This window comes from Acinetobacter albensis, assembly GCF_900095025.1.
GTDB lineage: Bacteria > Pseudomonadota > Gammaproteobacteria > Pseudomonadales > Moraxellaceae > Acinetobacter > Acinetobacter albensis.
Map to the genome: position 1 here is coordinate 92,866 of NZ_FMBK01000010.1, position 26,129 is coordinate 118,994.

The 26,129-nt window shown below is 39.4% G+C and carries 24 protein-coding genes; 9 read left to right on the forward strand and 15 right to left on the reverse strand.

The window, feature by feature from the left end:
- The first annotated feature begins 32 nt into the window (after window positions 1-32).
- Window positions 33-1,610: a sensor histidine kinase gene (locus GA0116959_RS09705; protein ID WP_092720537.1), complete on the forward strand. Its 1,578-nt coding sequence runs from the start codon at window positions 33-35 to the stop codon at window positions 1,608-1,610.
- A gap of 20 nt (window positions 1,611-1,630) precedes the next feature.
- Complete coding sequence (locus GA0116959_RS09710) at window positions 1,631-3,043, forward strand: sigma-54-dependent transcriptional regulator (protein ID WP_171256903.1); 1,413 nt, start codon at window positions 1,631-1,633, stop codon at window positions 3,041-3,043.
- 8 nt (window positions 3,044-3,051) lie between these two features.
- Here GA0116959_RS09710 and GA0116959_RS09715 read toward each other — a convergent pair whose 3' ends face one another.
- The 4 genes from GA0116959_RS09715 to lptF all read right to left on the reverse strand — a co-directional run bounded on the left by GA0116959_RS09715 (window position 3,052) and on the right by lptF (window position 8,110).
- Entirely contained in the window at window positions 3,052-4,179 is a 1,128-nt protein-coding gene (locus GA0116959_RS09715; RefSeq protein WP_411164412.1) for a S41 family peptidase, read from the reverse strand.
- A gap of 89 nt (window positions 4,180-4,268) precedes the next feature.
- On the reverse strand, window positions 4,269-5,816 hold the full coding sequence (gene gpmI / locus GA0116959_RS09720) for a 2,3-bisphosphoglycerate-independent phosphoglycerate mutase (protein WP_092720540.1): 1,548 nt from the start codon (window positions 5,814-5,816) through the stop codon (window positions 4,269-4,271).
- Window positions 5,817-5,937: 121 nt separating this feature from the next.
- A complete protein-coding gene (gene lptG / locus GA0116959_RS09725; RefSeq protein ID WP_092720541.1) occupies window positions 5,938-7,008 on the reverse strand; it encodes an LPS export ABC transporter permease LptG in 1,071 nt (356 codons plus the stop codon).
- Between the two features lies 1 nt (window position 7,009).
- On the reverse strand, window positions 7,010-8,110 hold the full coding sequence (gene lptF / locus GA0116959_RS09730) for an LPS export ABC transporter permease LptF (RefSeq protein ID WP_053578971.1): 1,101 nt from the start codon (window positions 8,108-8,110) through the stop codon (window positions 7,010-7,012).
- Between the two features lie 159 nt (window positions 8,111-8,269).
- Between lptF and GA0116959_RS09735 the strand changes: the two genes are divergently transcribed.
- Genes GA0116959_RS09735 through blhA form a run of 3 tightly spaced genes read left to right on the forward strand, consistent with a single transcriptional unit; the run spans window position 8,270 to window position 10,785 of the window.
- Window positions 8,270-9,718, forward strand: a complete 1,449-nt coding sequence (locus GA0116959_RS09735; RefSeq protein WP_092720542.1) for a leucyl aminopeptidase — start codon at window positions 8,270-8,272, stop codon at window positions 9,716-9,718.
- Window positions 9,711-10,118, forward strand: coding sequence for a DNA polymerase III subunit chi (locus GA0116959_RS09740; protein ID WP_092720543.1), 408 nt, complete (start codon window positions 9,711-9,713; stop codon window positions 10,116-10,118). Before GA0116959_RS09735 ends, GA0116959_RS09740 begins: the two co-directional genes overlap by 8 nt.
- A gap of 25 nt (window positions 10,119-10,143) precedes the next feature.
- Window positions 10,144-10,785 carry a cell division protein BlhA gene (gene blhA, locus GA0116959_RS09745; protein ID WP_227552571.1) on the forward strand — a complete coding sequence of 214 codons (642 nt, stop codon included), beginning with the start codon at window positions 10,144-10,146 and terminating at the stop codon, window positions 10,783-10,785.
- Between the two features lie 413 nt (window positions 10,786-11,198).
- Here the strand turns inward: blhA and GA0116959_RS09750 are convergent, their stop codons facing one another.
- From GA0116959_RS09750 to glnK, 7 genes are all read right to left on the reverse strand, one after another.
- Window positions 11,199-11,744, reverse strand: coding sequence for a VTT domain-containing protein (locus tag GA0116959_RS09750; RefSeq protein WP_053580267.1), 546 nt, complete (start codon window positions 11,742-11,744; stop codon window positions 11,199-11,201).
- A 113-nt stretch (window positions 11,745-11,857) separates the two neighbouring features.
- Window positions 11,858-12,517, reverse strand: a complete 660-nt coding sequence (locus GA0116959_RS09755; RefSeq protein WP_092720544.1) for a riboflavin synthase — start codon at window positions 12,515-12,517, stop codon at window positions 11,858-11,860.
- Between the two features lie 28 nt (window positions 12,518-12,545).
- Window positions 12,546-13,838 carry a DNA adenine methylase gene (locus tag GA0116959_RS09760; protein ID WP_092720545.1) on the reverse strand — a complete coding sequence of 431 codons (1,293 nt, stop codon included), beginning with the start codon at window positions 13,836-13,838 and terminating at the stop codon, window positions 12,546-12,548.
- A complete protein-coding gene (ribD, locus tag GA0116959_RS09765) occupies window positions 13,835-14,938 on the reverse strand; it encodes a bifunctional diaminohydroxyphosphoribosylaminopyrimidine deaminase/5-amino-6-(5-phosphoribosylamino)uracil reductase RibD (protein ID WP_092720546.1) in 1,104 nt (367 codons plus the stop codon). The genes GA0116959_RS09760 and ribD overlap by 4 nt, the downstream gene beginning before the upstream one ends.
- Before the next feature lie 10 nt (window positions 14,939-14,948).
- A complete protein-coding gene (gene nrdR, locus GA0116959_RS09770) occupies window positions 14,949-15,407 on the reverse strand; it encodes a transcriptional regulator NrdR (protein WP_092720547.1) in 459 nt (152 codons plus the stop codon).
- 138 nt (window positions 15,408-15,545) lie between these two features.
- A complete protein-coding gene (locus tag GA0116959_RS09775; protein WP_053578979.1) occupies window positions 15,546-16,943 on the reverse strand; it encodes an ammonium transporter in 1,398 nt (465 codons plus the stop codon).
- Window positions 16,944-17,001: 58 nt separating this feature from the next.
- Window positions 17,002-17,340, reverse strand: a complete 339-nt coding sequence (gene glnK / locus GA0116959_RS09780) for a P-II family nitrogen regulator (protein WP_004650081.1) — start codon at window positions 17,338-17,340, stop codon at window positions 17,002-17,004.
- Between the two features lie 276 nt (window positions 17,341-17,616).
- Here glnK and GA0116959_RS09785 point away from each other — a divergent pair, with 276 nt between their 5' ends.
- Both GA0116959_RS09785 and GA0116959_RS09790 read left to right on the forward strand, forming a co-directional pair.
- The gene (locus tag GA0116959_RS09785; RefSeq protein ID WP_053578980.1) at window positions 17,617-17,844 is read left to right on the forward strand and encodes an accessory factor UbiK family protein; all 228 of its coding nucleotides are present in this window, start codon (window positions 17,617-17,619) and stop codon (window positions 17,842-17,844) included.
- Between the two features lie 67 nt (window positions 17,845-17,911).
- The gene (locus GA0116959_RS09790; RefSeq protein WP_053578981.1) at window positions 17,912-19,399 is read left to right on the forward strand and encodes a YifB family Mg chelatase-like AAA ATPase; all 1,488 of its coding nucleotides are present in this window, start codon (window positions 17,912-17,914) and stop codon (window positions 19,397-19,399) included.
- A 210-nt stretch (window positions 19,400-19,609) separates the two neighbouring features.
- Here GA0116959_RS09790 and GA0116959_RS09795 read toward each other — a convergent pair whose 3' ends face one another.
- Entirely contained in the window at window positions 19,610-20,362 is a 753-nt protein-coding gene (locus tag GA0116959_RS09795; protein WP_092720566.1) for a TorF family putative porin, read from the reverse strand.
- Window positions 20,363-21,440: 1,078 nt separating this feature from the next.
- Here GA0116959_RS09795 and GA0116959_RS09805 point away from each other — a divergent pair.
- Window positions 21,441-22,739 carry an OprD family outer membrane porin gene (locus GA0116959_RS09805; protein ID WP_092720549.1) on the forward strand — a complete coding sequence of 433 codons (1,299 nt, stop codon included), beginning with the start codon at window positions 21,441-21,443 and terminating at the stop codon, window positions 22,737-22,739.
- Between the two features lie 96 nt (window positions 22,740-22,835).
- On the opposite strand, the gene ppa is transcribed toward GA0116959_RS09805, so the two are convergent.
- Together ppa and GA0116959_RS09815 are read right to left on the reverse strand one after the other, a co-directional pair.
- Window positions 22,836-23,360: an inorganic diphosphatase gene (gene ppa / locus GA0116959_RS09810; RefSeq protein WP_053578984.1), complete on the reverse strand. Its 525-nt coding sequence runs from the start codon at window positions 23,358-23,360 to the stop codon at window positions 22,836-22,838.
- Window positions 23,361-23,488: 128 nt separating this feature from the next.
- Window positions 23,489-23,887: an MAPEG family protein gene (locus GA0116959_RS09815; protein WP_053578985.1), complete on the reverse strand. Its 399-nt coding sequence runs from the start codon at window positions 23,885-23,887 to the stop codon at window positions 23,489-23,491.
- Window positions 23,888-23,993: 106 nt separating this feature from the next.
- Between GA0116959_RS09815 and GA0116959_RS09820 the strand changes: the two genes are divergently transcribed.
- The gene (locus tag GA0116959_RS09820; RefSeq protein WP_053578986.1) at window positions 23,994-24,377 is read left to right on the forward strand and encodes a hypothetical protein; all 384 of its coding nucleotides are present in this window, start codon (window positions 23,994-23,996) and stop codon (window positions 24,375-24,377) included.
- A 40-nt stretch (window positions 24,378-24,417) separates the two neighbouring features.
- On the opposite strand, the gene GA0116959_RS09825 is transcribed toward GA0116959_RS09820, so the two are convergent.
- Window positions 24,418-26,097, reverse strand: coding sequence for a long-chain-fatty-acid--CoA ligase (locus GA0116959_RS09825; RefSeq protein ID WP_053578987.1), 1,680 nt, complete (start codon window positions 26,095-26,097; stop codon window positions 24,418-24,420).
- Between the last annotated feature and the right edge of the window lie 32 nt (window positions 26,098-26,129).

The window sequence follows — 26,129 nt, forward strand, 5'->3', positions numbered from 1 at the left end:
ATGCCTTAAATTGGGCTTGCTAGAAGACATGCATGATACAAAAAAATTATAATTTTGAGTTAAATCAATACCATTTAGCCATTTGGTATACGACATACAGACTCATCATCACGACATGTCTTTTACTGATTTTTTTGCTGACCTATCCCAGTTTAAATGCAGATTATCAATATCCCCAACTCTATTCTTATGTGTTGATGGCGTATGTAGCCATCAGTTTTATCCAACTGATTTCGCTTAAAAATTTAAAATATAAAATACCCCTTCAATTGACACTGCTTTTCGTGGTTGATGTGGTCGCTTTAAGTTTAATGACCTTAGCCTTAGATGGCCCCAACCTACATTTAAGCCTTATTTTTGTCATTACTATTTTTGCCGCTTCCGTATTGCTCGATGCACAAAAAGCGTTGATCATTACCTTAATTGCTGTCATCAGTGTGGTTTATCAGCTTTTTTTAGGCAGTTTATTTGATCTGTCCTCCCTCAATAAAATTGGAAACAGCGCTTTATTGGCTTTTCTATTTTTTATGGTTTATGGCAGTGGCCAAGTCGCCGTAAAACGTTTTCAAATTCTAGAAAATTTAAATTTTTCTCAATCTTTAGAATTAAAACGACTACAAAATCTAAATCGCTATATTTTAGAACAAATTGAATTGGGCTATTTAGTGCTGGATGAAAACTGCAATATCGTATTGAGTAATCCTGCCGCCTGTACACTATTGGGAATTGCCCAAATTTATGTTTATGACAAATATCCGCTCATCAAAGTACAACCTGATTTATTTGAACTACTCAAATTTGATCAGCTTAAAAATGGTGAAAAATTTCAATTTGAATCGCAACTCAGCCTTTTTTCGATACACATTGAAGTACAAAAATTAATTGTTCCTCATCAAATCCTCACCCTCTTGGTACTTCAAGATGCACGTAAACTTAATCAAAGAGTTCAACAATTAAAATTAGCCGCATTAGGCCAGTTATCCGCCAGTATTGCCCACGAAATTCGTAATCCTTTAGCAGCCATCGCTCAGGCCAATGAACTCTTTCTTGACAGTGATCCTGAGCAGCAAAGGCTTTTAAGTCAAATGATTGCGAAACAAGCGCAACGTATAGATCGAATCATACAAGACACCCTAACAATGGTGCGTAATAAAGAAACTTTTCCGACTCTAATTCAATTAAATCAATTTATTTCTCAATTTATTCAAGAAGATTTATCCGATGTTGCAACACAAATTCGTTGTACCATCCAAAGCAAAATCTCGATTATTTTTGATGAAGCACAACTGCGTCAAATTTTAATTAATTTGATTCGCAATGCTATTCGACATAACTCCCCCGAATATCCCTATATTGAACTGAATATTTATACACATGGCAGTCATATTCGCATTGATGTGCGCGATTTTGGTCAGGGCGTGGCTTCAAAAGATCAGGGCTATTTATTTCAACCTTTTTTTAGTACCGAAATCACAGGAACTGGTTTAGGATTGTATTTATCACATAGTTTTTGCGAAGCAAATGATGCCAAACTGGACTATGTACAACAAGAACAAGGGGCATGTTTTCAAATAGAATGCCTCAATGCCAATTTAAATGAATCTTTATAAATAAATATTGCTGGGGGATAATTGTGGAACGACAACCACTTGTTTTAATCGTGGATGATGAAGAAGATTTATGTACACTGATGCAAATGACTTTATCACGGATGGGCATCAAAACGCATATTGCATATCGTCTTGAACAAGCAAAAAAGCTGTTATGCGAACATGAATACGATGCATGTATAACAGATTTAAACTTGCCCGATGGCAATGGCATTCAACTGGTCGAGTGGATTACGCAAAAAACGCCCTCATTGCCTGTTGCAGTTCTGACCGCCTATGGCAACATGGATATCGCAATTGCTGCATTAAAAGCAGGTGCTTTTGATTTTGTCAGTAAACCTATTAATCAAAAACATTTAGAACAACTTTTACAAAAAGCATTTAACAAACCCATCGAACAGCTTCAAACCAAACAAGACAGTTTAGAACAACGGTTGTTAATTGGACAATCTTTTCCTATTCAACAATTAAGAATTACTTTAAATAAAATAGCTCGTTCTCAAGCACCTGTCTTTATTACTGGTGAATCAGGAACAGGAAAAGAAGTGATTGCCAATCTGGTGCATCGCCTCAGCAATCGCAATGAAGGCCCTTTTATTGCCATCAATTGTGGTGCGATTCCTACAGAACTGATGGAAAGTGAGCTTTTTGGACACAAAAAAGGGAGTTTCACGGGTGCAACACAAGACAAACAAGGTCTGATTCAGTCGGCACATGGTGGCAGCCTATTTTTAGATGAGATTGCAGAGTTGCCGCTGAACATGCAGGTCAAACTACTGCGTGCGGTGCAGGAAAAGCGCATACGTCCAGTAGGTTCAGAAAATGAAATTGATGTTGATTTTCGCGTGATTAGCGCCAGTCATCAGGATTTAGAAGCTTTGGTACAACAAGGCAAGTTTCGACATGATTTGTTTTTCCGTATTCATGTGATGGATTTAGTCCTTCCTCCTCTACGTGAGCGTGGCGATGATATTATTTTACTCGCGCATCATTTTATTCAAAAAATTAGTCAGGAATGGGGAATTCCTGCCAAACAGCTCGCTGAACGCGCAAAGAAATTTTTACTGGAGCAATACTATCCAGGAAATGTCAGAGAGTTACGCAATATCATTGAACGGGCCATCACTTTAAGTGATGATGAAAAAATTGATTTATCTCACTTACAAAGTGCACCTTTACGTTATCCAAGAATGAATCCAGTCGATCTACAAGAATCTATTGTTCTACCTCGTACTGAAAGCACACTTTCTGGTAAAAAGCTGCCCGAAGAAGGTTTAGAGCTTTATTTAGAAAATATTGAAAAAGATATTTTACTCAATGCCTTGAACTTAACGCACTGGAACAGAACCGTGGCCGCGAAGAAACTGGGGATGTCCTTTCGCTCGTTACGATATCGTTTAAAAAAATTCGGACTTGATACAGAAGACGAATAATATTCTTATTAATGATTTAAAATAATTTCTGCAACGTGTTCCAGATAATTTTCATCTTTGGTGTCATGTTGTAGAAGATATTCTTGATTGGGCTGAATACCCACTCCTTCAATCATTTGGCCTTTTGGCGTGTAATAGTGCGATACCGTCATTTGTAAAGCAGCACCATTTGGCAAAGGAAAGAGCTTTTGTACTACACCTTTCCCATAGCTTTTTTCACCCACTACCCAAGCACGTCCATGCTCTTTTAAAGCCGCAGTAAAAACTTCAGCAGCAGATGCCGAACGACCATTGATTAAAATGCCTATTTTTAAATTTTGAAACTCAGAACTGGGTAAGGCCTGAAACTGCTGATCACCTTCAGAACGACTTTTGGTTGAAACAATAACACCTTGATTTAAAAACAAATCTGCCGTTTCAACTGCAGCTGAGAGTAAACCACCTGGATTATTCCTCAAATCTAACAAGACCGTTTTAATGCGATTAGAAGAATATTCCTCAATTAAGCGTTTGATTTCATTGGCAGTATCTTGCTGAAAAACTTTTACTTTAATGACCAGAACTTGATTATGCACAACATGAGCTTGAATGTCGGTTTCTATTTTTTTATTACGTACCAAACTGATAGGCTGACTGGTTGAACTCTGTTGCAGGCTTAAAGTCGAACCAATCGAACCGTTCAATAAGCTCATCACTTGGTCATGATTGAGTTTTTTTAACTCCTGCCCATCAATTTTAAAAATGCTGTTCCCATTACGTAAACCTTGCTTAGCAGAATCAGCATGAGCGTTCAAACTCTGAATCATCCATTGATGTGACTGTTGGTCATAGTTCAAACCAAAATCTACAGAAGCCAGATCACCTTCGGTATATTGCACCAATTGTTTATAGTCTTCCGCGCTTAAATAACGTGAGTAACGATCTAAACCACTAACCAACCCTTTAATCGCTTGTTGAAATAATACATCATCCGTTTTTGTATCCACATAATTATCTTTGACAATACTGTAGATTTGAACAAATTGCTGAATTGACTCCACAGGGACTTCAGCATAGTTATCGTTAATCTCATCATCAAAATCTAAAACAGATTGATTTTTTTCAGCGGCAAAAACAGAATGGCCTCCACACAGCATGAGCAGGGTAAGGGTGACAATAAAATTGCAGCGTCGTAAGACCATTCTTTTACCTGTTTATGGTTATCACATTATGGTTATCACAAAAATTATGCTGTTAAAGTCACCAAATTGCGACCCTGCATTTCTGCTGGTACAGGAACATGCATCAGACTTAATAAAGTCGGTGCCACATCAGCAAGAACACCCCCTTCAGCAATCGTTGCAGACGTCGGCCCCACATAAATGAATGGCACCAATTCTGTCGTATGTTGCGTATGCACTTGACCACTCTGATAATCCTGCATTTGCTCGACATTACCATGATCAGCCGTAACCAACATATGCCCTTTTTGTGCCATCACTGCTTCATACACTCGGCCCAAACAAGTATCGACTGCTTCTACTGCTTTTACTGCTGCATCAAACACCCCAGTATGTCCTACCATATCACCATTGGCGAAGTTGACCACCAGCAAATCAAATTCGCATGAATTAATCGCAGCCACCAATTCATCGGTGACCTCATAAGCACTCATTTCTGGTTTTAAATCATAAGTCGCTATATTCGGGGATGGAATCAGAATACGCTTTTCACCTGGATATTCATCTTCACGACCACCACTAAAGAAAAACGTAACGTGCGCATATTTTTCCGTCTCGGCAATTCGCAGTTGAGTTTTACCCAAGTCTGATAAATATTCACCAATCGAATTTTTCAACGCTTCAGGCATATAAGCTACAGGTGCATCAATCGTCGCTTGGTAACGAGTCAACATCACAAATTTAGATAATTCTGGAATGACTTTACGCTCAAAACCTGCAAACTCTTTTTCGACAAAAGCTTTGGTGATTTCACGAGCGCGGTCAGCACGAAAATTCATAAAGATGACACTGTCTTGATCTTGAATTTTAACCGCCTCACCAATACGCGTGGCTTTGACAAATTCATCACTTTCACCAGCAGCATAGGCTTGTTCTAAGCCTTCAACTGCTGAAGCTGCATGATGTGATGCTTCAGATTCAGTCAGTAAACGATAAGCTTGCTCAACACGATCCCAACGGTTATCACGATCCATGGCAAAATAACGACCAATCATACTAACAATGCGACCTTGCCCTGGATATTGGGCAAAAATCGCATCCAATTTTTCCAGTGAAGGTTGAGCACTTTTCGGTGGCGTATCACGACCATCGAGGAAGGCGTGTAGATAGACGTTTACACCACGTTTCAATGCCAACTCACACATCGCCACAATTTGGTCTTCATGTGAATGTACGCCGCCTTGCGACAATAAACCCAAAATATGTACCGCAGCATTCGCAGCTTTGGCTTTTTCTACAGCATCTATCAAAACTTCATGTTCAAAAAAAGCACCGGTACGAATATCTTTGGTAATGCGGGTAAAATCTTGATACAACACGCGACCTGCACCCAGATTCATATGGCCCACTTCAGAGTTGCCCATCTGACCATCTGGCAAACCGACATCTTCACCTGAACCTGAAATTAAACTATGGGGATGCTTGTTTTGCATAGCTGTTAAATTCGGTCGTTTCGCAGCTAAAAAAGCATTGTCTTTGACCGCTTCACGGTGCCCCACACCATCCATAATGACCAATACGTGAGGAATTTTGCCAGCAGTTGCATCCGCCATAATCAATACTCTTTGTTTACAATTTCAGGGTGATATCTTACCGAATTTTCGGTGAAGACTCTATCTACAGATTAGTCCAAACTAATCTCGGCATTCTATATAAAGCTTTCTAACTCTAACTCTAACGCGCACGGCGCAGTAAATAACCGCCAACCAACATCATTAAAATAATGGGTACAAACACAAACCACGCCGGTGAAGGCGAATAAACTAAACTTGCATAACCCAAAAAATCTTGTAAATAGAAAAAACTTAAACCAATAAACAATGCAATCACCAAACGAAAGCCCATCGATTGTTGGCGCAATGGGCCAAAAATAAATGAACAGGCAATGACCACTAACGCAATTAAGGCAAATGGCGAAGCCACTTTTTGCCAAAATGCGAGTTTATAGGTTTTAGGCACTTGACTGTATTCTTGCATATAGCTCATAAAACTGATCAATTGACTGGGTGATAAATCTTCTGGATCAATCGTGACCATGTGTACATATTTAGGTTGCAACGCCAGTGAAAGCGGAAGTTGTGCAGCATTGACCAAAGTTGCATTACCTTGAGGCAAAATATCAACTTGCGATACACGTTCTAGATTCCAATCACCATCTTTTACAAATTGACCTTGCGCAGCATTAAGCACGCCTTTTAAATGATAACCTTCATCGAAATCGACCACTTGAACGTGTTTAAGCTGCCCTTGAGCATTGGCATAATCAATATAAATAAAACGCTGCCCTTCTCGGGTCCAATAGCCTTTGACTTCACCTAGTGCACTTACACTCCGGTGATCTTTAACGCTTTTGGCTTGTTCGTTGGTGTATGGAATCACCCATTCACTCAGTGCAAAAGATAAAATCACCAAAATTAAAGCAGAACGAATGACCCAACCCACAATACGCCACAAGCTAATCCCGATTGAGCGCATGATGACCAATTCGCTATTGGATGCCAAGGTACCCAAACCAAGTACCGCTCCAATCAGTGCAGCAATCGGTAGAATTTCATATAAATATCGAGGTGCTCCCCACATGACATAGAGTAAGGCTTGCCATGCGTTATAATTCTCATTTAAAGCGCCTAATTCACCCAAGTAAGTAAACAGGACTTGTAACACCGATAAGACCGCTGTTGCACCCAACATGGCTAATGCTGTGGTTTTGGTCACATGTTTGGCGACTATTCGACGTGCTAACATTTTATGACCTCACCTGTTGAATGCGCTTTTTAATTTTAGGTGCAAGTTTTTGTTTTCTCGAAAACAAAGCTGCTGCTATTCCATAGACCGCCAACACCAATGGATAAGCTGCAATACCCATTTCATCTTTACTAACTCGTGTTTTTACCGCCATTAAGGCCACAATTAAACTGGCAAAAATAAGTAAGGCAGGAAAAAGTTTTAAATAACGTCCCTGACGAGGACTCACTTCGGAAAGCGCCAGCGCTAAAGCCAAGGCCACAATCAGAGAAAATGGAACAAAAATACGCCAACCTAATTCACTAGCCACGACTGCATCATCGCGATTGCTCCATAGCTTGGAGATAGGCAGGGCTTCAACTTCTGCACTTTCAAACTTGGCTTCACTATCACTTTCTAAACGTAAACGATAGGACTGAAATTCTGCTTGTGTATATTTAGGTTGACCGGGAAAAATTTCATAACGACGTCCTTCCACCAAATCGACAATACTGGCAGTTTCATTGGCCACTTCTACGCGAGTAGCTTCTTTGGCCAAAATCATCACATCGGGTTTATCCGCTTTTTCAGCACGCTGATAAAAAAAGACATCTTTTAAATTACGCCGATCTTCCGACAAATCGCCCGCATAAATCGTATAGGGGCCAGAGGAAATAAATTCTTTGGGTCGAACCAAGTCAAAACCCGTCCGCACCGCTTGATTGGTGGTGAGTGCTTCAAATTGACGGATTCCCCAAGGTGACATCCAGATCATTAACACCGCTTGTACAGCCAAAAAAACCACGGTGATGGGAATCAATAAGCGCCCCAACTGATGTCGACTCACCCCGCTTCCATTGAGAACCGCCATTTCATGGTCGACATACAAACGACCAAACACCAACATTAAGCCAATAAAAAAGCCCAGTGGAAGAATAAGCGTTAAAAACTCAGGCAATCGATAGCCAATAATGCTAAACAAAATACTGACATCTAAACGCCCTTGCGCTGCAACGCCAAAGTATTTGATCAGTCGACCACCCATCATGATTAAGGTCAATAAGGCAATCACAACCAAGGATGTAGACACCACTTGCTTGACCAGATAACGCCGAATAATCAAATTAATTCTTCCAAAAAAGAGGCTAATAAAAACGAGTGTTAGTTTACCCGAATGTTGAAAATATAAAACCTATACTGCTGTTGTGCATTGAAACTCTATTCATATAAATGTTTCAATGGTTTAATGGTTTGCAAACGTTCAAAGGCACGAAGACAGCACATGAAACTTACAATTAATACGTCATTTCAAGAGAATACGTCTAGTCCATATTTGTTGATATTAGTGGATTCTGAGCACTTACAAAAGGTTGCTTCTACTTATAAAATCAATGATTTAAACACTATAATAGAGGCTGCACAATTTAAAAGCAGCTTAACTGAAAGCCTAACACTGATCGGCAAAGTTGCTCAGTGTAATCATACTGTACTCATGGGTATCGATAAAGCAAACGATCTTTCCCCAGCCAAATTAGCAAAAATTGCACAAAGTATTATCAAAGCGTCACAAAAAAAATTCAAACAGATCAGTATTGATATTTCTGCATTAACATCTGAACAACATTATTTATTTGCTCTGGCTTTAACGCAAGCCAATTATATTTTTGATGAATACAAATCGAAGAAAAATCACTGCATTCTTGAAACGATTCATCTTATTTCAACCGATAGTGCTTTAAATCCGCAACAACTCAACTTAATTCATGCAGTACAAACAGGTCAAAGTTGGGCAAGAGATTTAGGAAATCGTCCGGGTAATATTTGTTTCCCTGAGTATTTGGCTGAGCAAGCGCAAGCCTTGGCCGTAGAATATCCTGAACTACTCAAAGTGACTGTGATTAACGAACAGCAAATGGCAGATTTAGGCATGCATGCCTTTCTGGCCGTAAGCAAAGGATCAGACCGCCCAGGTCGTGTAATCACACTTGAATATAAAGTTCAAGCTGAACAAGCTCCGATTGTGCTGGTCGGGAAAGGCGTAACTTTTGATACAGGTGGTATTTCACTGAAGCCCGGTCTTGGTATGGATGAAATGAAATATGATATGTGTGGAGCTGCCTCTGTATTAGGCACCATGCGTGCACTCTGTGAAGCAAAATTGCCCATTCATGTTGTGGGTGCAATTGCAGCCGCTGAAAATATGCCTTCTGGTCATGCGACACGTCCAGGTGACATTGTGACGACCATGAGTGGACAAACGGTCGAAATTTTAAACACCGATGCAGAAGGTCGTTTGGTGCTCTGTGATACCCTGACCTATATCCAACGCTATAAGCCAGCTTTAGTCATTGATATCGCAACATTAACAGGTGCTTGTGTAGTGGCTTTAGGTTCAGTTCTCACGGGTATGTTCTCACCAGATGATGAACTTGCTGCTGAAATTCAGGCTGCGGGACAAAGCTCATTTGACCGCGTATGGCGTATGCCAGTGATCGATGATTATCAAGAACAGTTAGACTCTCCATTTGCAGATATTGCCAATATTGGTGGTCCTAAAGCAGGTGCGGTGACTGCTGCCTGTTTCTTGCAACGCTTTACTCGTGAGTATCGCTGGGCACATTTGGATATTGCAGGAACAGCATGGAACTCAGGTGCGGCTAAAGGTGCAACAGGTCGTCCTGTACCCTTATTGATGCAATTTTTAGCCAATCGTGCACAAGCAAATGGCTAAAGTTAGCTTTTATTTATTTGAAAAAAGCAATGAACGGCAAGTGGAAAGTACTTGCCGTTTATGCCGTAAGATTTTGAAGAAATCAGAACGTATCTGGCTTTATTGCGACCATCCAGAATTGCAGCAGCAACTCGATGAACAGTTATGGACTTTTGATGCCAGTAGTTTTATTCCACACGGCATTGACCAAGAGCAGGCCACGGTTTGTATTTCCTCTCGACTGCCTGAACAAGCAGATTGGATTGTGTTTAATTTTAACAATCAAGCGCTTGAACAGATTGATAAATTTGTTCACATTATAGAAATTATTGAAAATAACGAAACGGCCAAACAACTGGGGCGTAAAAAGTTTAAGCAATATCGACAATTCGGTATTGAACCACGAACCTTCAAGCTGTAGCCGAACAATTGAAACAAGGAGATGCATGGTGGCATTAAATGTCGGTCAAGATTTTAAACAGCGCTGGTTAAATGTGCCTGATGCTGTTCGTCAGACATTTATTGATGACCTTTATCGTGTCTGTAACGTACTTAAACCTGAAACCAATACGCAAAAATGGTTAGAAAAAGATGAACTCGCGCAAAAACAATCGTTTGAGAAAATGGAAACTGCTTATGCAGAACGCAAAGCTCAACTGATTGAAGACGCACGGTTACGTCGTCAACATGCCTTAGAACAGTCTTTAGCAAATAAACGCGCAGCACAAAAAGCATTTGCTGAAAGCTTACAACAGGATGAAGTACGACAATTTATTGAGCAAACACAGACTTTAAATTTTATTCGTCAAAATCTAGAACGTGAAACGCAAACCTATACAGCGCGGTATCATAAAAATCCTGAAGGTTCAGCGCTAAATTTTGCCAAGGGCATACTTTCTATTCAGGATAATCAAATTTTATCAGAACTCGAAAGTGTACGTTTACGTCTTGAATTAGAAGCAGAAACCTTGATTGAACAAGCAGTGACTGTATTTCGTGCTAAATTGCACCAAGCCAGCCAAGAAGAAATTCAATATATTTTAGAGCATTCAGATTTTTCAGCAGAAAAACCAAAACCTTTGGTATAAGTTTTAAACAACTGAAATTGAATTTATTTTTTGTCATCTAAATAAAATATCGATTTCAAAAATGCTTATGTCTTAAAATCAATCTATTGAATGAGATGATCTAAATTCTCGTTGAATATGATTTCATTCAGGACGAAAAAACGGATATCTTGGAGTAAATTTCAACTCAGATTGCTGCATTGCACTCAGGTGAAAATGCAGTATATCTGCTTAAAAATTATGCATTCACCCTACCAACTTTCACTCAATTGCTTCTATATTTCCCGTGAAGCGAAAAAAGGGGAGTAAGCCTCACTAGCTGCCCAACTAAGTTATTGGATAAGCCCTAGCGCCCTCATTCTTACCAAAGATTAGAATCATTTAAAATTTATAATAAATCAAAAATTGAGTTAAATAAGTTCTAAATTTAAAAGTTAAAATGAATCAACGGCGACTTCTAGCAGATTGCCTGCACCATAACCTATTCCCAACAATAAGAAGATCCAAATCAAACTTCCTGCAATATTATATGCAGTAAAACTTAATATATTCATATGCCCTGCCCCCGCAGCAAAGGGTGCAAAAGAACGTACAAAAGGAATAAAGCGCGCCACTAAAATAGTTTTACCACCATGTTTGGTAAAATAATGATTGGTCTTCTTAATATATTCTGGTTTTAAAAATCGTGAATGCGCGTGAAAAAACTTAAACCCCAATACCTTCCCCGTATAATAATTAACGCTATAGCCCAATACAGCTGCACTAAAAAGTAACGCACCCATATAGGGTAAATGAATGACATCTGTCGTTGAACAAAGTGCACCAATTGCGATCAGCAAACTGTCTCCTGGCAGGAAAAACATAAACACTGAACCTGTTTCTGCAAAAATAATCAGAAATAATATGGCATAAATCCACAGACCATACTGGTCTAATAAGGTCGGCAACCATTGTTCAAGATGCATTAAAAACTCAAGCATTTTTACCTTTTCCAGCTTTTCTGTGTTCTGAATACAATAGCTTAAAATGATACAAAGACACAAAAAAAGCAGCCTGATTTTTCAATAAGACTGCTTTTTTATTTTATAGATTTTTATTTCAAGAAACCATTTTCGGCTAGAAAAGCCATACTTAATTTAGAAGTTTGCTGTGTATCAGCTGCTTGATCACCCAACATTAAACGTTCGATATAACGAGCCAAAACATCCACTTCTAAATTGACTTTTACACCCGTTTTCCACGTGCCGATATTGGTTCGATCTGCAGTATGTGGAATCAAATTCAGGCTAATGATATTGCCGCGCAAATGATTAATGGTCAGACTAATGCCATCAACCGTCACGGAGCCCTTTTCGGCCAAATATTTGGCAATTTCAGCAGGTGCAGTCACTTCATAATAAATTGAACGCGCATCTTCACGTACAACAGTAATTTCGCCCACAGCATCGACATGTCCACTGACAATATGCCCACCAAAACGTGTGGTTGGTAACATTGCCTTTTCAACATTAACGCGCTGCCCAACTTTCCAAGTGCCAAGCGTAGTACGGTTTAAACTTTCACGCGATACATCGGCTGCATACCAGTTTTCACCCCATTCAATCACGGTTAAACAAATACCATTGGTGGCAATCGAATCCCCTAAATGTACATCCGACATGTCTAACTCAGTTCCAATTCGTAAACGGACATCACCACCTACGCTTTGTACGCTTTCCACTTTGCCTAAGCTTTCAATAATACCTGTAAACATAATTTTTTCTCTATTTCTCTGATGGTTTTTACCACAAAGCAAGTTGTGTACTTACACCAGTGGTATCAACACCGCCCAATTCGGCAAAATGATATAACTGACCTAAAAGTTGGCGTAGCGGTGGTCCAGATTTGGCATGTGTATCAGTAATTACAATAAATTCTAACACTCGGGCGCGTTCTGATTGACGCTGCTTACTCACCCGATAACGTGGCACATCTTGAGTGAGTAAAGTGACCCGCCCACGTTTTAAATTGGCTTGCAATAAATCTGCGGCCTCAATATTACCATCGGTTGAATAACTGGTCAGAATATAACGTGCGTTGATGGTAGCCACCAACTTTTCATAAGCTTCTTTGGCATACTTAGAAGAATTGTACTGACTTGGGCGCTCTTTACGCCATGCACGATCAATTCCGCTTTTAAACCCTTTAGTGTCTGGGGTAGGTAAATCGACCTGATCCCACAGGGTCAAAGCGTTTAACACATGATAATTACTGCTATAGGCATGCTGATTATAAGGTGGATCAAGATAAGCCACATCCACCTCAAAAGTACGCATTTGATTGGCCAAATGTTGTGCATCCACACACCACATTTCTGCAGCAGGTTTTTTCGGTTCACCCATCGGACAAAAGCGACTCGGTGTGAGCCACAGTAACGATTCAATTCGCTCTAAAGCGGTTTGAGTTTTCCCCCCCCAACCATGGTGAAAACTTTTAAATACACCACTCGTGTTACTGACAAAACTGGCCGAATACAATAACGGGGCCAGCAAAGCCGACATTTCAACATCGTCAATCGCGCCTTGCGCCTGCCAAGTGGCAATTTGCTGACGAATCGCATCAATCCGCATCCCATTGCGTCGTTTAAAAAACAAACGATCACGAGAAGGATCATAAATTTCATCATTACGTGGGCAGAGGTTATGCGTCACCCAGCCTTTCACTTCAGGCAAGCGGTTTAAGTAATCAATCGCTTTTTGATAACCACCTAACTCCTTAAAAGCAGGTGCTTCTGTACAAGATAAAATAGCACTGTTTAAAGCATGACTATAGGGTTCCCAATCATTGGCAATCACCCGATAACCATTTTGACGGGCCAAACGTGAAACCACGCCTGAACCTGCGAAAAAGTCCGCAAAAATGGGCGAACGACCATTTTTGCTATTTAAAGTTCCTGTACTCTCAAGTGCTTCTAAAATAAGATGCAACAAACGACGCTTATTGCCTAAATATGGAACAAGCTGATTAAAAAGATATTCGTCTGTGGTACGTGCTGAATGACGACGCTTATGATAAACCGAAGACTCTGAATTCATATTGTCTCTTGGAAAGGAATTAACCTTAAGCGCACATCATTGCCCAACTGGGTAACATCTATAAGCTTAAATCGAAGTTGCTCTGCCATACAGGTAAAATCTGCATTAAACATTGCACGTGCTGTTTGACCTAAAAAAGTCGGGGCAACATAACTGATCATCTCATCAACCAAATGCTGTTGTAAAAAAGCAGTAGATAATGTTGCTCCAGCCTCCACCATCACATCATAAATTTGGTGCTGTGTCGCTAGAGTATGCAACAAGTCTGTTAAAGACTGGATGCTAAATTGTAGCACGCCTAAATCTGCAAGCTCCTGACGAAAAGGCCCCATAACCATCACCGTTTCAGGCTGCTGTAATATTGTCGCATGAAGCGGCAAACGTCCTTGACGATCAAGGACTAAGCGTTTCGGTTGAACAACAGTACTTAGATCAGCTACGCCGTCTAATTGACGCACATTCAGCTGACAATCATCTGCAAGCACCGTTTCAATTCCTGTAATCACAACACTGGAAATCGCTCGCCAGTGTTGTACATCTTGGCGCGCTAAAGCTGAAGTGATCCATTTCGACTCGCCCGATGCCATCGCGGTACGACCATCTAAACTAGACGCTACTTTTAAACGTACATAAGGCATGCCGGTTGCCATGGCTTTTAAAAATCCAAGATTTAATTGACGAGCTTCTATTTCACATAGCCCGACTTCAACATGGATGCCAGCCTCTTTTAAAATTTGTACACCTTTGCCTGCCACCAATGGATTGGGGTCAGAACATGCCACGATGACTTTAGCAACGCCCGCTTCCACCAAACTTTTGGCACAAGGTGGTGTCCGACCATAGTGTGCACAAGGTTCTAAAGTCACATAGGCTGTTGCCCCTTGTGCAAGCTTACCTGCCTGACGCAAAGCAAAGACTTCTGCATGGGGTTGTCCAGCTTGAGGATGAAAACCTTCCCCGACGGATTGACCGTCTTTAACAATTACACAGCCAACATTCGGATTGGGCTTGGTTGAGTAACAGCCAAGACGTGCCAATTCAATTGCACGTTGCATCCACCTATGATCATGCTGAATAGAGTCTTGGCTGAACTTAGACATCTTTAAACTCTTAATGTTCACGTTGTTGCATTTGTTCAATTTGATCTCGAAATGCTTCTACATCTTGAAAGTCTTGATAAACCGAAGCAAAACGCACATAGGCCACATGGTCAAGGGCAAACAAGGATTGCATAACAATTTCCCCAATGGTACGTGATTTGACATCACGTTCCCCCAAACGACGAATTTGTAATTGAATATCGCTGAGTACAGTTTCAATTTGCTCTTGTGTCACAGGACGTTTTTGTAGCGCATGCATCAAGGAACGACGCATTTTCGCTTCATCAAAAGGTTCACTTTTACCATCAGATTTTATGACCCGCGGCATCACAACTTCATAAGTTTCAAAGGTGGTAAAACGTTCTCCGCAACTGATACATTCACGACGGCGACGAATCTGACAACCTTCGGCTGCCAATCGTGAATCAATCACTTTACTATCTGAGGCGTTGCAAAATGGGCAATGCATAGCACTTTAATTGAACAAATCAAATCGGATTTAAAGTGTAGCAAAAATTCTGTGCTTTGTAGAGGCTTACGCAATATATGGAAAAAAAACAGCCCTTTCGGGCTGTTTCACACAATATATTGATAATGTATGTCTGTATTATTCTACACGTTCACCGTGTTGGCTTAAGTCCAAGCCCATACGTTCATCATCACTCGCCACACGTAACCCCATCACCACATCAATCACTTTAAGAATAATGAATGTCAACACTGCTGAGTAAGCAATAGTCGCAAGCACACCTTCTGTTTGTATCCATAATTGATGTAACATATCGGTCGGTGCTTTATCCCCCATAATGAAATCACTGGCAAATACCGCTGTTAAAAGCGCACCAACAATACCACCCACGCCATGTAGACCAAAAGCGTCTAATGAATCATCAGCTTTGAGTAAGCGTTTAAGTGCAGTAATGCCCCAGAAGCATACCACTCCGCCAATTAAGCCCATTGCAAGTGCACCACTGACGGTTACAAAGCCTGCCGCAGGAGTAATGACCACTAAGCCTGCAACTGCGCCAGATGCACCACCAAGAACCGATGCTTTACCGCGTACCACTTTCTCTGTAATTAACCATGCGATTGCTGCTGCTGCTGCTGCCACTTGCGTTACAACCAAAGCATAACCTGCAGAACCATTTGCACCCAGTGCAGAACCACCATTAAAGCCAAACCAACCGACCCAAACCAAACTCGCACCAATAACCGTCAAAGTCAGATTATGCGGTGCCATAGATTCACGGCCCAAGCCCATACGTTTTCCGAGCATATAGGCCGCAACTAGACCAGCGACACCAGAGTTAATATGCACCACGGTACCACCAGCAAAGTCAAGCGCACCATCATTTCCTAACCAACCACCACCCCATACCCAGTGGGTAATTGGTGCGTAAACAACAACGCTCCAAACCGTAATAAAGGCAACAAAAGCGCCAAATTTCATACGTTCTGCAATTGAGCCAGTAATAATAGCAACAGTAATAATGGCAAATGTCATTTGGAAAATAACAAACAAGATTTCAGGAATAGTGCCCGTTAATGCATCTGTGGTAATGCCTGAAAGCATTATTTTATCTAAGCCTCCCACAAAAGCATTGCCCTCACTAAAAGCCAAGCTATAACCAATTACAACCCAAGTTATACTGACAATCGCAGCGGCCACAAAACTGTGCGCCATGGTCGCTAACACATTTTTCTTACGTACCATACCGCCGTAAAATAACGCTAAGCCTGGAATCGTCATCAGTAGAACCAACGCAGTAGAAACTAATATCCACGCGGTATCACCTGTATCTAATTTGACTTCTTGTTCGACAGGTGTTGCTGCTGGAGCAGGTGCTACAGCCAATTCAGAATTCGTTGTTAATGATGTATCAGTTGTTTCAACGACTGCCACATTTTCAGCAGTTGTGGCTGCGGTTACAGTTTCTTCAGCCCATGCAACCGAACCACCTAAAAGTGCGCCAGACAAACTGAGCGCAATAAGCATTTTTTTCATTGGTATCCCCCAACCTAGTTTTTTGAGTTACTAGGTACTCAGCAAACTTCATGCCAAATTAAACAGCATCCGCACCTGTTTCACCCGTACGAATACGAATGACTTGTTCTAGATTCGTCACAAAAATTTTGCCATCACCAATTTTGCCTGTGCTGGCAACGCGTGTAATCGACTCAATAACTGAATCAACCATTTCATCACTAATTGCAATTTCAATTTTGACTTTAGGTAAGAAATCAACGACATATTCAGCGCCACGATAAAGTTCTGTATGACCTTTTTGACGACCAAAACCTTTGACTTCAGTTACGGTGATCCCTTGAACACCAATTTCAGAGAGTGCTTCACGCACGTCATCTAATTTAAAGGGTTTTACAATTGCAGTTACAAGCTTCATGTTGGTTTCCTTCGGCTTCTTTCACCAGTAAGGTTTTATGTTCAAAATTCGTGCCAAAACTTCTAAGGTTGGGGGAATAAAAGTATTTAACACGCGTTTTCTTTATAACCTATTTTACTCTTTTAGTCGGCGTTTGATTTTCAAAAATAAACTTTTTTACTATAAAATTAACGATTTTATAGATCTGGGCTTCTGATATCTGATCGATAAGCGCTATGGTCTAAGCATGACCAATGTTACACTGTGCACACTTATCCATCATTATAGAACTTCACAATGATCGAAACTTTATTACAAGCAATCATGGAACAAATAGAGCAGCCTAAAAAGGATGTCGAACATAATTTACGTGCTTTACTCAATGAAGCCGTATCCAAAATGGATCTAGTCTCCAAAGATGAAATAGAGAGACAACGTACTGCACTCAACAATGCCAATTTGCGCTTAAATGAACTGCTTAAACAGGTTGAAGCTTTAGAGATTAAGATCTACAACAATAAATAAGCGCGTTTTCAGTGCATTAAACTTTATAAAATGATTAAAAATAACGCACTTTAATGGAATAATAAAAATGTCATTTGCGAAAATTTTTACGCGGGGTCTATTGGGGCTACATGCACCATTGATTGAAGTTGAAGTTCATGTCAGTCAAGGGCTTCCTTCTTTAACTATTGTTGGTCTGGCCGAAGCAGCGGTACGTGAAAGTAAAGATCGTGTACGATCCGCTATTATTAACAGTGGGTTTCAGTTTCCGACCAAACGTCTAACCATCAACTTAGCGCCCGCAGACTTACCCAAAGATGGCTCACGGCTTGATTTACCCATTGCATTGGGTATTTTAATAGCATCGGGACAAATTCCAGAAAATGCCACAGACAATTTAGAATTTATTGGAGAACTGGCTTTAGATGGCCAACTTCGTTCAGTGACAGGAATTTTAAGTATTGCGATTGCCTGTCAGCAATCGGGACATCAACTTATTCTACCTAAACAAAATGCACAAGAAGCTTCACAACTTCCTCAGTTTGAAGTTTTCGCGGCACAGCATTTAAAAGATGTTTGTGAACATTTATCTAAGCAACAGCCTATTCCGCAATACCAAGTTCAGATGCCAATTGCAGTCGATCAGTATCAGTGTGATTTGGCCGATGTCAAAGGTCAACTTCGACCTCGACGTGCATTGGAAATTGCTGCAGCAGGTGGACATTCCTTATTATTTAAAGGACCTCCAGGAACAGGAAAAACACTTTTAGCCTCGCGACTTGCCAGTATATTGCCTCCTTTAAATATGCAAGAGAACTTAGAAGTCGCACGAATTTATTCAGTTGCCAATACTGTGCACACTTTTGGACAGCGCCCTTTTCGTGCACCACATCATACTGCTTCTGCAATTGCTTTAGTCGGTGGTGGCTCACATCCTAAACCGGGCGAAATTACTTTGGCGCATTTAGGGGTGTTATTTTTAGATGAGCTACCTGAATTTGATCGTAAAGTTTTAGAAGTTCTCAGACAGCCTTTAGAATCGAAAGAAATCGTGATTTCGCGTGCTTCTCGACAAATGACGTTTCCTGCAAACTTTCAATTGATTGCAGCCATGAATCCATGCCCTTGCGGTTATGCATTTAATCAAGATGTGCGTTGTCAATGTTCAGCTGATGCTATTAAGCGTTATCAAAATCGTATTTCTGGGCCATTGTTAGACCGTATAGATTTACATTTGGATGTCCCACCTTTGCAAGCAACCGAGTTACAAGACACCACTCCTGTAGAAAATTCTCAGACTGTGCGTGAGCGTGTGATTCAAGCTTACCAAAGACAAATACAACGACAAAATTGTTTAAATCATGCTTTAAGTCCGAAACAACTTGAACAATATGTGGTCTTAGACCCACAAGCACAAAAAATCATTGAAATGGCTCAGCAACGATTAAATTTATCTGCACGTGCTTATCATAGAGTGTTACGGGTAGCGCGCAGTATTGCAGATTTGTCTGAACACAGCGAAATTCAAACGCAACATCTAACTGAAGCGTTGTCTTATCGCGCACAACAAAATTAAATTTTGAAGCAATCATTAGAAATGGATTAAGCAAATGTCTCATCGGAATTTAGCCATTTTTTTGCTGAATCGAAGCCATACTTTAAAGATGATATAATTTTCTAAGTTGTTTAATGATGGTTCAAAATTATTCATGCCCTTGAACGGACATAATAAAAAACCTCTAAAGAATTACTTTAGAGGTTTTTTTATTAATCTTTAAACTTAAATTTAGAAGGCTTTGGTTAAGGTAAACACTGCACCTGTGTCTACGCCACGTTTGCCAGCATGAGTCATGCCATCGGTATCAATATCTGTACCTACAGCAGCTAATTCAGCAGATAAGCCATCAACAGAAGCAAATGAATAGCTCACACCCGCTTTCCAATCGATATAACTGTCTTCCCCACCAAAATAATCCTCATCTGCTTGGGTATAACCTAATGCAGCCACACCGCCAAAACCGGTGGTGCCAAAAGGTACCGCATACGTTGCATTAAGATACCAAGCATCTGTATCTAAGCCCAAGAAATCATTGGTATAATTAACAGCTGTTAATAAACTTGCACCTGGCACCAATACATCATTGAAAGTCAATTTACCGTATAGTTCCAACCAGTTTAAGTCACTTTCACTTGGGTAAGCGTAGTACCATAAACCGACATCGAGTAATGGTTTGTGAGCAAAATTATCTAAAGTCGTTGCATAACCAATATAAGGGTCGAGTTCAATATGCGCCGTCCCGCCAAAATCAACATTTGATCCCCAAACACCCGCATACGCACCTGACTCATGTGACAATACAAAACCTGCTTGTACTGATGGATCGTTAAAGGTTTGAGTCATACCACGGTAACGATAATCTGAAGTTAAAGCCGCAGTTCCACTGAACGACAAACCATAAGGTAATGCTGGTGTCTCATCAGCAAATACAGTAGCCGAAATACCTGTTAAAGCAGCGATTAGACATATTTTTTTAAACATTTGAGCATCCCCATTCATTTTTTATAAACTCATGGAACTAATAGCAAATGCTGTGCCAAAACTAAGAATTAATTAAAAACCAAGCTCCTACACACACATATATTATTGTTTTTCATTGGTTTATTTAAATTCACTAAAGATAAGAAAATATTCCTTCTTTGTTTTTCTCAATGTATCAAAGATAGGTTTTGATGCGCCTGACCATAAAAATAGTCACCAATTTTTATGCTGCTTCTTTTTGAGACTATTTTTTAATCAAAATATTTTTTCTGCCTAGAAAAAGTGCACGCTTTCAAAAAACTCAGTTTTATTGAATTGAATATATTCAATTATGGCAAGGTTAAAACCATGCTCTTTCTTACATGCTCAATGAATGTTTTTATGATCCAAAATTTTCTTCACCTATGAATATATGAAACAGTTCACGCTAATCCATATAACACAATGAAGAACACTGCATCATTTAAATTTCTTATTTATGAAGAGAACTAAAACAATATAAATAACGTAATTTTATTAAAAATTGGATGTGCGTTTAGTGGCTCTCAATAAATAAAAAATCTGCAACATAGAAAAAATTAGTTCTGGTTTTTAAACATATTTTATAACTTTTGTTCAATTATAAACCAATATTTCAGGTGTTCTTAAAATGAAAAAATCTAAAATTCCCTGTTCTAAATAACGTTGTTTTTTTAATATAATGTTAAATTATTAAGCAATAAAAATACAAAAAACTCTAATTTTTTAATCTCTAGATTAAATCAAAATCCACCAAAAACCTTATAGAACGACATATTAGACCAAAGTATAAGCAACTAAAATCCCTAAAAATATAGGTCTATATGAAATATAGATTACATAAAAAATCACTTATTAACAAAATATATAATTGTTTTAAATCAAATTTTCTGAGAAAAGTTAGAATTTTAATGTTCGTTCAATTTATTAAATACTTTATTATTCAAATAATGCATAAATTTAATGAAATAAAAGCAATGAAAAAAGATTTTATTCTTCTACAATCCGTATACAATTCCTTCAATTTTTTTAATTTTGTATTGTATAAGGCTTCTCCCCCATGCAAAAAACACAAAAACTTAGTTTAGCCATTTTGATTCAAGCTGCTTTAATTTCTTCAGCTTATGCAAACGAACAAAGTGAAGCTAAAGGCTTTATTGAAGATGCTGAAGGTTCTGTTCTATTTCGCACAGGCTATATTAATCGTGATAAAAAAACAGTCGGTGTAAAAGACCAAAGTTCGGCAGCCCAATCTGCCATTTTTAAGCTCGATTCTGGTTATACACAAGGTGTAGTTGGTTTTGGTGTAGGCGTCGTTGGCGATGCTTCATTTAAACTAGGCGCAAATAAGAATGCCAGTAACAATATGATTCCACGTGAAACATTGAATGGCACCGATAATGCTGGTGATACTTACGATCATTGGGAACGTGGTGGTGCCAATGTAAAAGCCCGTATTTCAAATACAGATATTCGCTACGGTACTCAAGTTTTAGATTTACCTGTACTGGCCAGCAATACGGGTCGTATGGTGCCAGAATACTTCGAAGGTTTTCTAGCGACCAGTCGTGAAATTAAAGGTTTAGAATTGACCGCGGGTAAATTTACGAAAAATCAGATGTCAGAACAAATCAATAGCGATGGCAATAATTTAGACAGCGCAGTGGTTTGGGGTGCTAAATACAAATTTAATGATGCTTTAAATGCCTCTTACTATGGTCTAAACAGCGAAGATAAATTAGAACGTCATTATATCAATGCCAATTATAAACATTCTTTGGCAAATGGTAGCTCTTTAACCTATGACTTCAGTGGCTATCATACTGAATGGGATCAAGACGCGACTACTTACTCTTCAACTCTTGGAAATGAAAATATTGATGGTCGTAGCAATAATATTTGGGCAGTCTCTGGCTCTTATAATTACGGTCCTCACAATATGATGTTGGCGTATCAACAAAATACCGGTAACACAGGCTATGATTACGGTCAAAATGCCGATGGTTTCCAAAGCGTTTACTTACCGAACTCATATTTGTCTGATTTTGTGGGTAATCATGAAAAATCAGCACAAGTTCAATACAACTTAGACTTCGGTAAAATAGGTGTTCCTGGTTTAAATTGGACCACGGCTTATGTCTATGGCTGGGATATTGAAGTTGCTGGTAACAATCAAGAAGGTAAAGAACGTGAGATTTTTAACCAAGTAAAATACACGGTTCAAAGCGGTTTTGCTAAAGATGCCAGCTTACGCGTACGTAACTCCATTTACCGCGCAAACAGTGCTTATGATAGCGCTTATATTGGCAGTACCAATGAATGGCGTTTATTCCTTGATATTCCTGTAAAATTATTTTAATTCATCACAAATTTTAAATTAAAAAAAACCTGCATCCTTTTGATGCAGGTTTTTTTATTCAGCTCAATTTTTAAAAAAATAAAAATTTAAACTTAATTATTTTGCAGCTTCAATGGCTTTTAAGACTTCTTGTTTAGCCACTTCAGAACCTTCCCAACCAGTCAACTTGACCCATTTTCCTGGCTCTAAATCTTTGTAGTGCGCAAAGAAATGCTCTACTTGTTGAATCAGTAAAGGTGGAAGATCCGTATACTCTTTAATATCTTTATAAATTGGAGATAATTTTTCATGTGGAACTGCGATTAATTTCGCATCGATACCACCATCATCTTCCATATTCAACTTGCCGACAGGACGGCAACGAATGACTGAGCCTGGTTCAACTGGATGTGGCGTCACAACCAGTACATCTAATGGGTCACCATCTTCAGATAAAGTATTTGGCACATAGCCATAATTTGCAGGGTAGAACATCGCTGTACCCATAAAACGGTCTACAAATAACGCGTCTGAATCTTTATCAATTTCATACTTGATCGGCGCGGCATTGGCAGGAATTTCAATAATCACGTAGATGTCGTTTGGTGCATCTTTACCTGGTGGGATATTGCTGTAGCTCATAGCATCACTCTTTAAAAGTTAAATCTTATTTAAACCGCCACGATTATAGCGTTTTTTTGAGAATTAAATAACGTGGTGATTATACATCTGGTGGGCCAAAATATATATTTGCAATCTACCCCGTTATTTTACGTTAATTTGATGACCAAAAATAATAAACAAATTGGGCACAACAAAGATAAGATCCAGACAATTGAACGCAACGTGGCCCAATTGGCTAAATAGCAAATACCATAGAGGATGCGCAATATAATATAGGCAGTCCCAAAAGTCATAATGACACTTTGATGAACAACCATATATTCTGCCATTAAAATTGCAGCGATAAATAAAGGTAAACTTTCAAAGCTATTTTGTTGTACCGCATTCGCACGTGCTGCTAAGCCATCACATTTCGCCAAAAATTCGCGCGGATTTTGATTATCTCGGCCTTTAAAACCTGCTGTTTTTTTTGCGATCATCGTAAATACATAAGGCAATAAACATGCAATTAAGATGAGATAGACGATTCCGCTTATACTCTGCATTTCATTTTTCTCATTCAGATTTTCTGCCCGATATCATAGCATGGTGTTTCAATAATATTTTTTGTTAAATTATAATGTTTTTATTCATGAGGACTCAGGTTTTATTATGATCAATCCAGATCAACAAGAAATGTTTGATAAATTAGACAAGCAGCAGCAACATCAACGTAAACTTGACCGCGTACTTAAAATTGTATTGCCTATTGTGGCCTTTTTAGTTGCGACCATTTGCGCCAATATGAATATTGGATCCCCGATTGGAACACTGATTATCTTGGTGATCGCTTTATGGATGGTCACGATTAAACGTCAAAACCTACATCTTTGGTGGGCAATTATTTTAATCTATTGCCTGATTGATAACTGGCTCAGTTATGGTGCATTTCATTTACCTGGCTTTAGTCGGCAGTTTGGTACGATGTTTATTTTTGTCGGTATTTTTGGTATTGGCCGCCCCTATATGGATCGTTGGTTAATGAAAAACCAATAAAAAAGCGCCATTGAATGGCGCTTTTTTAGATCATATCGATTTAATTGGTTTTACGTAAATCTTTACGTAAAATTTTACCTACGTTAGATTTTGGTAATTCATCAATGAACTCGACATAACGAGGGCGTTTATAACCAGTTAAGTTTTCTTTAGCAAATGCAAGAATTTCTTCTGTGGTCAACGATGGATCTTTTTTCACAACAAATAATTTTGGTACTTCACCTGATTTTTCATCTTGCACCCCAATTGCCGCGACTTCCAGCACTTTTGGATGGGTAGAAATGACTTCTTCGATTTCAGATGGATAAACATTAAAACCAGACACCAAAATCATGTCTTTTTTACGGTCAACAATTTTCACATAACCACGTGAATCCATCACACCAATATCTCCCGTACGGAAGAAATTATCTGCTGTCATGACTTTTGCTGTTTCATCAGGACGATTCCAATAGCCTTTCATGACTTGAGGACCACGAATCGAGATTTCTCCTTGTTCGCCCAAAGCCACTTCGTTACCATCATCGTCTAAAATTGCAACTTCAGTTAACGGTAATGGAATACCAATCGTACCACTAAATTCAGTCGCGGCTGGTGGATTCGCAGTAGCAACAGGTGAGGTTTCAGACAAACCATAACCTTCGATAATGTTTGATCCTGTAATTTTTTTCCATGCTTCAGCCGTAGAAGCAAGAACTGCCATCCCGCCACCCATTGCCATTTTAAGTTTGCTATGGTCAAGTTGTCTAAATTCTTCATTATTGACCAAAGCATTAAACAATGTGTTTACTGCTGGGAAGAACGTTGGTTGATATTTACGTAGCTCTTTCATCACCGCTGGTAAGTCACGCGGATTAGGAATCAAGACATTTGCCTGCCCTTTATACATACCATACATGGCACAAACCATGAATGCGAAAATATGATAAAGCGGTAGCGCACAAAAAATACGGTCATCTTTAGAACCGTCTTGTGCACCAAATTTACTTTGGAAAATACCATCACATTGCAATAAGTTTGCAACCAGATTGCGATGGGTCAATTCTGCCCCTTTCGACACACCTGTGGTACCACCCGTGTATTGAAGTACTGCAGTATCACTTAAAGTTAAATTTGGACGTTTATAATTGCTGGCACTCACTTTTGACATGGCCGCATTAAATTTAATATGTCCTGGAATATCCCAAGCTGGAATTTGCTTACGCACTGACCGTAAAACAAAATTCACCAATGTGCCTTTTAACGTTCCCAGCATATCTCCGACGGAAGCCACCACAACATGCTTCACAGGTGTTTTGCCTAAAATTGCTTGGTAAACACTGGCAAAATTTTCAATAATAACTAAGCCTTCTGCACCAGAATCATTTAATTGATGTTCCAACTCACGTGACGTATACAGTGGGTTGACATTCACCAAGATTAGACCTGCACGCAGTACACCAATAGCAACCACTGGATATTGAAGGACATTCGGCATCATGACTGCAACGCGTGAACCTTTTGCCAGACCTAGACTTTGCAAATAAGTCGCAAATTTGCGGCTGGCTGCATCTAATTCGTTAAAAGTGATCACTTTATCCATGAAGATAAAGGCTTCACGGGAACCAAATTTTTTAAAATTACTTTCAAAAATGTCAACAAGCGAGGTATTTTCTGCTGGCAATTCTACAGTTTCAGGAATTCCTGTTTTTTGGTACTCAGCAAACCAAATCTTTTCCATAATGCCCTTCTCTCCAATGTAAATCCTTAGTT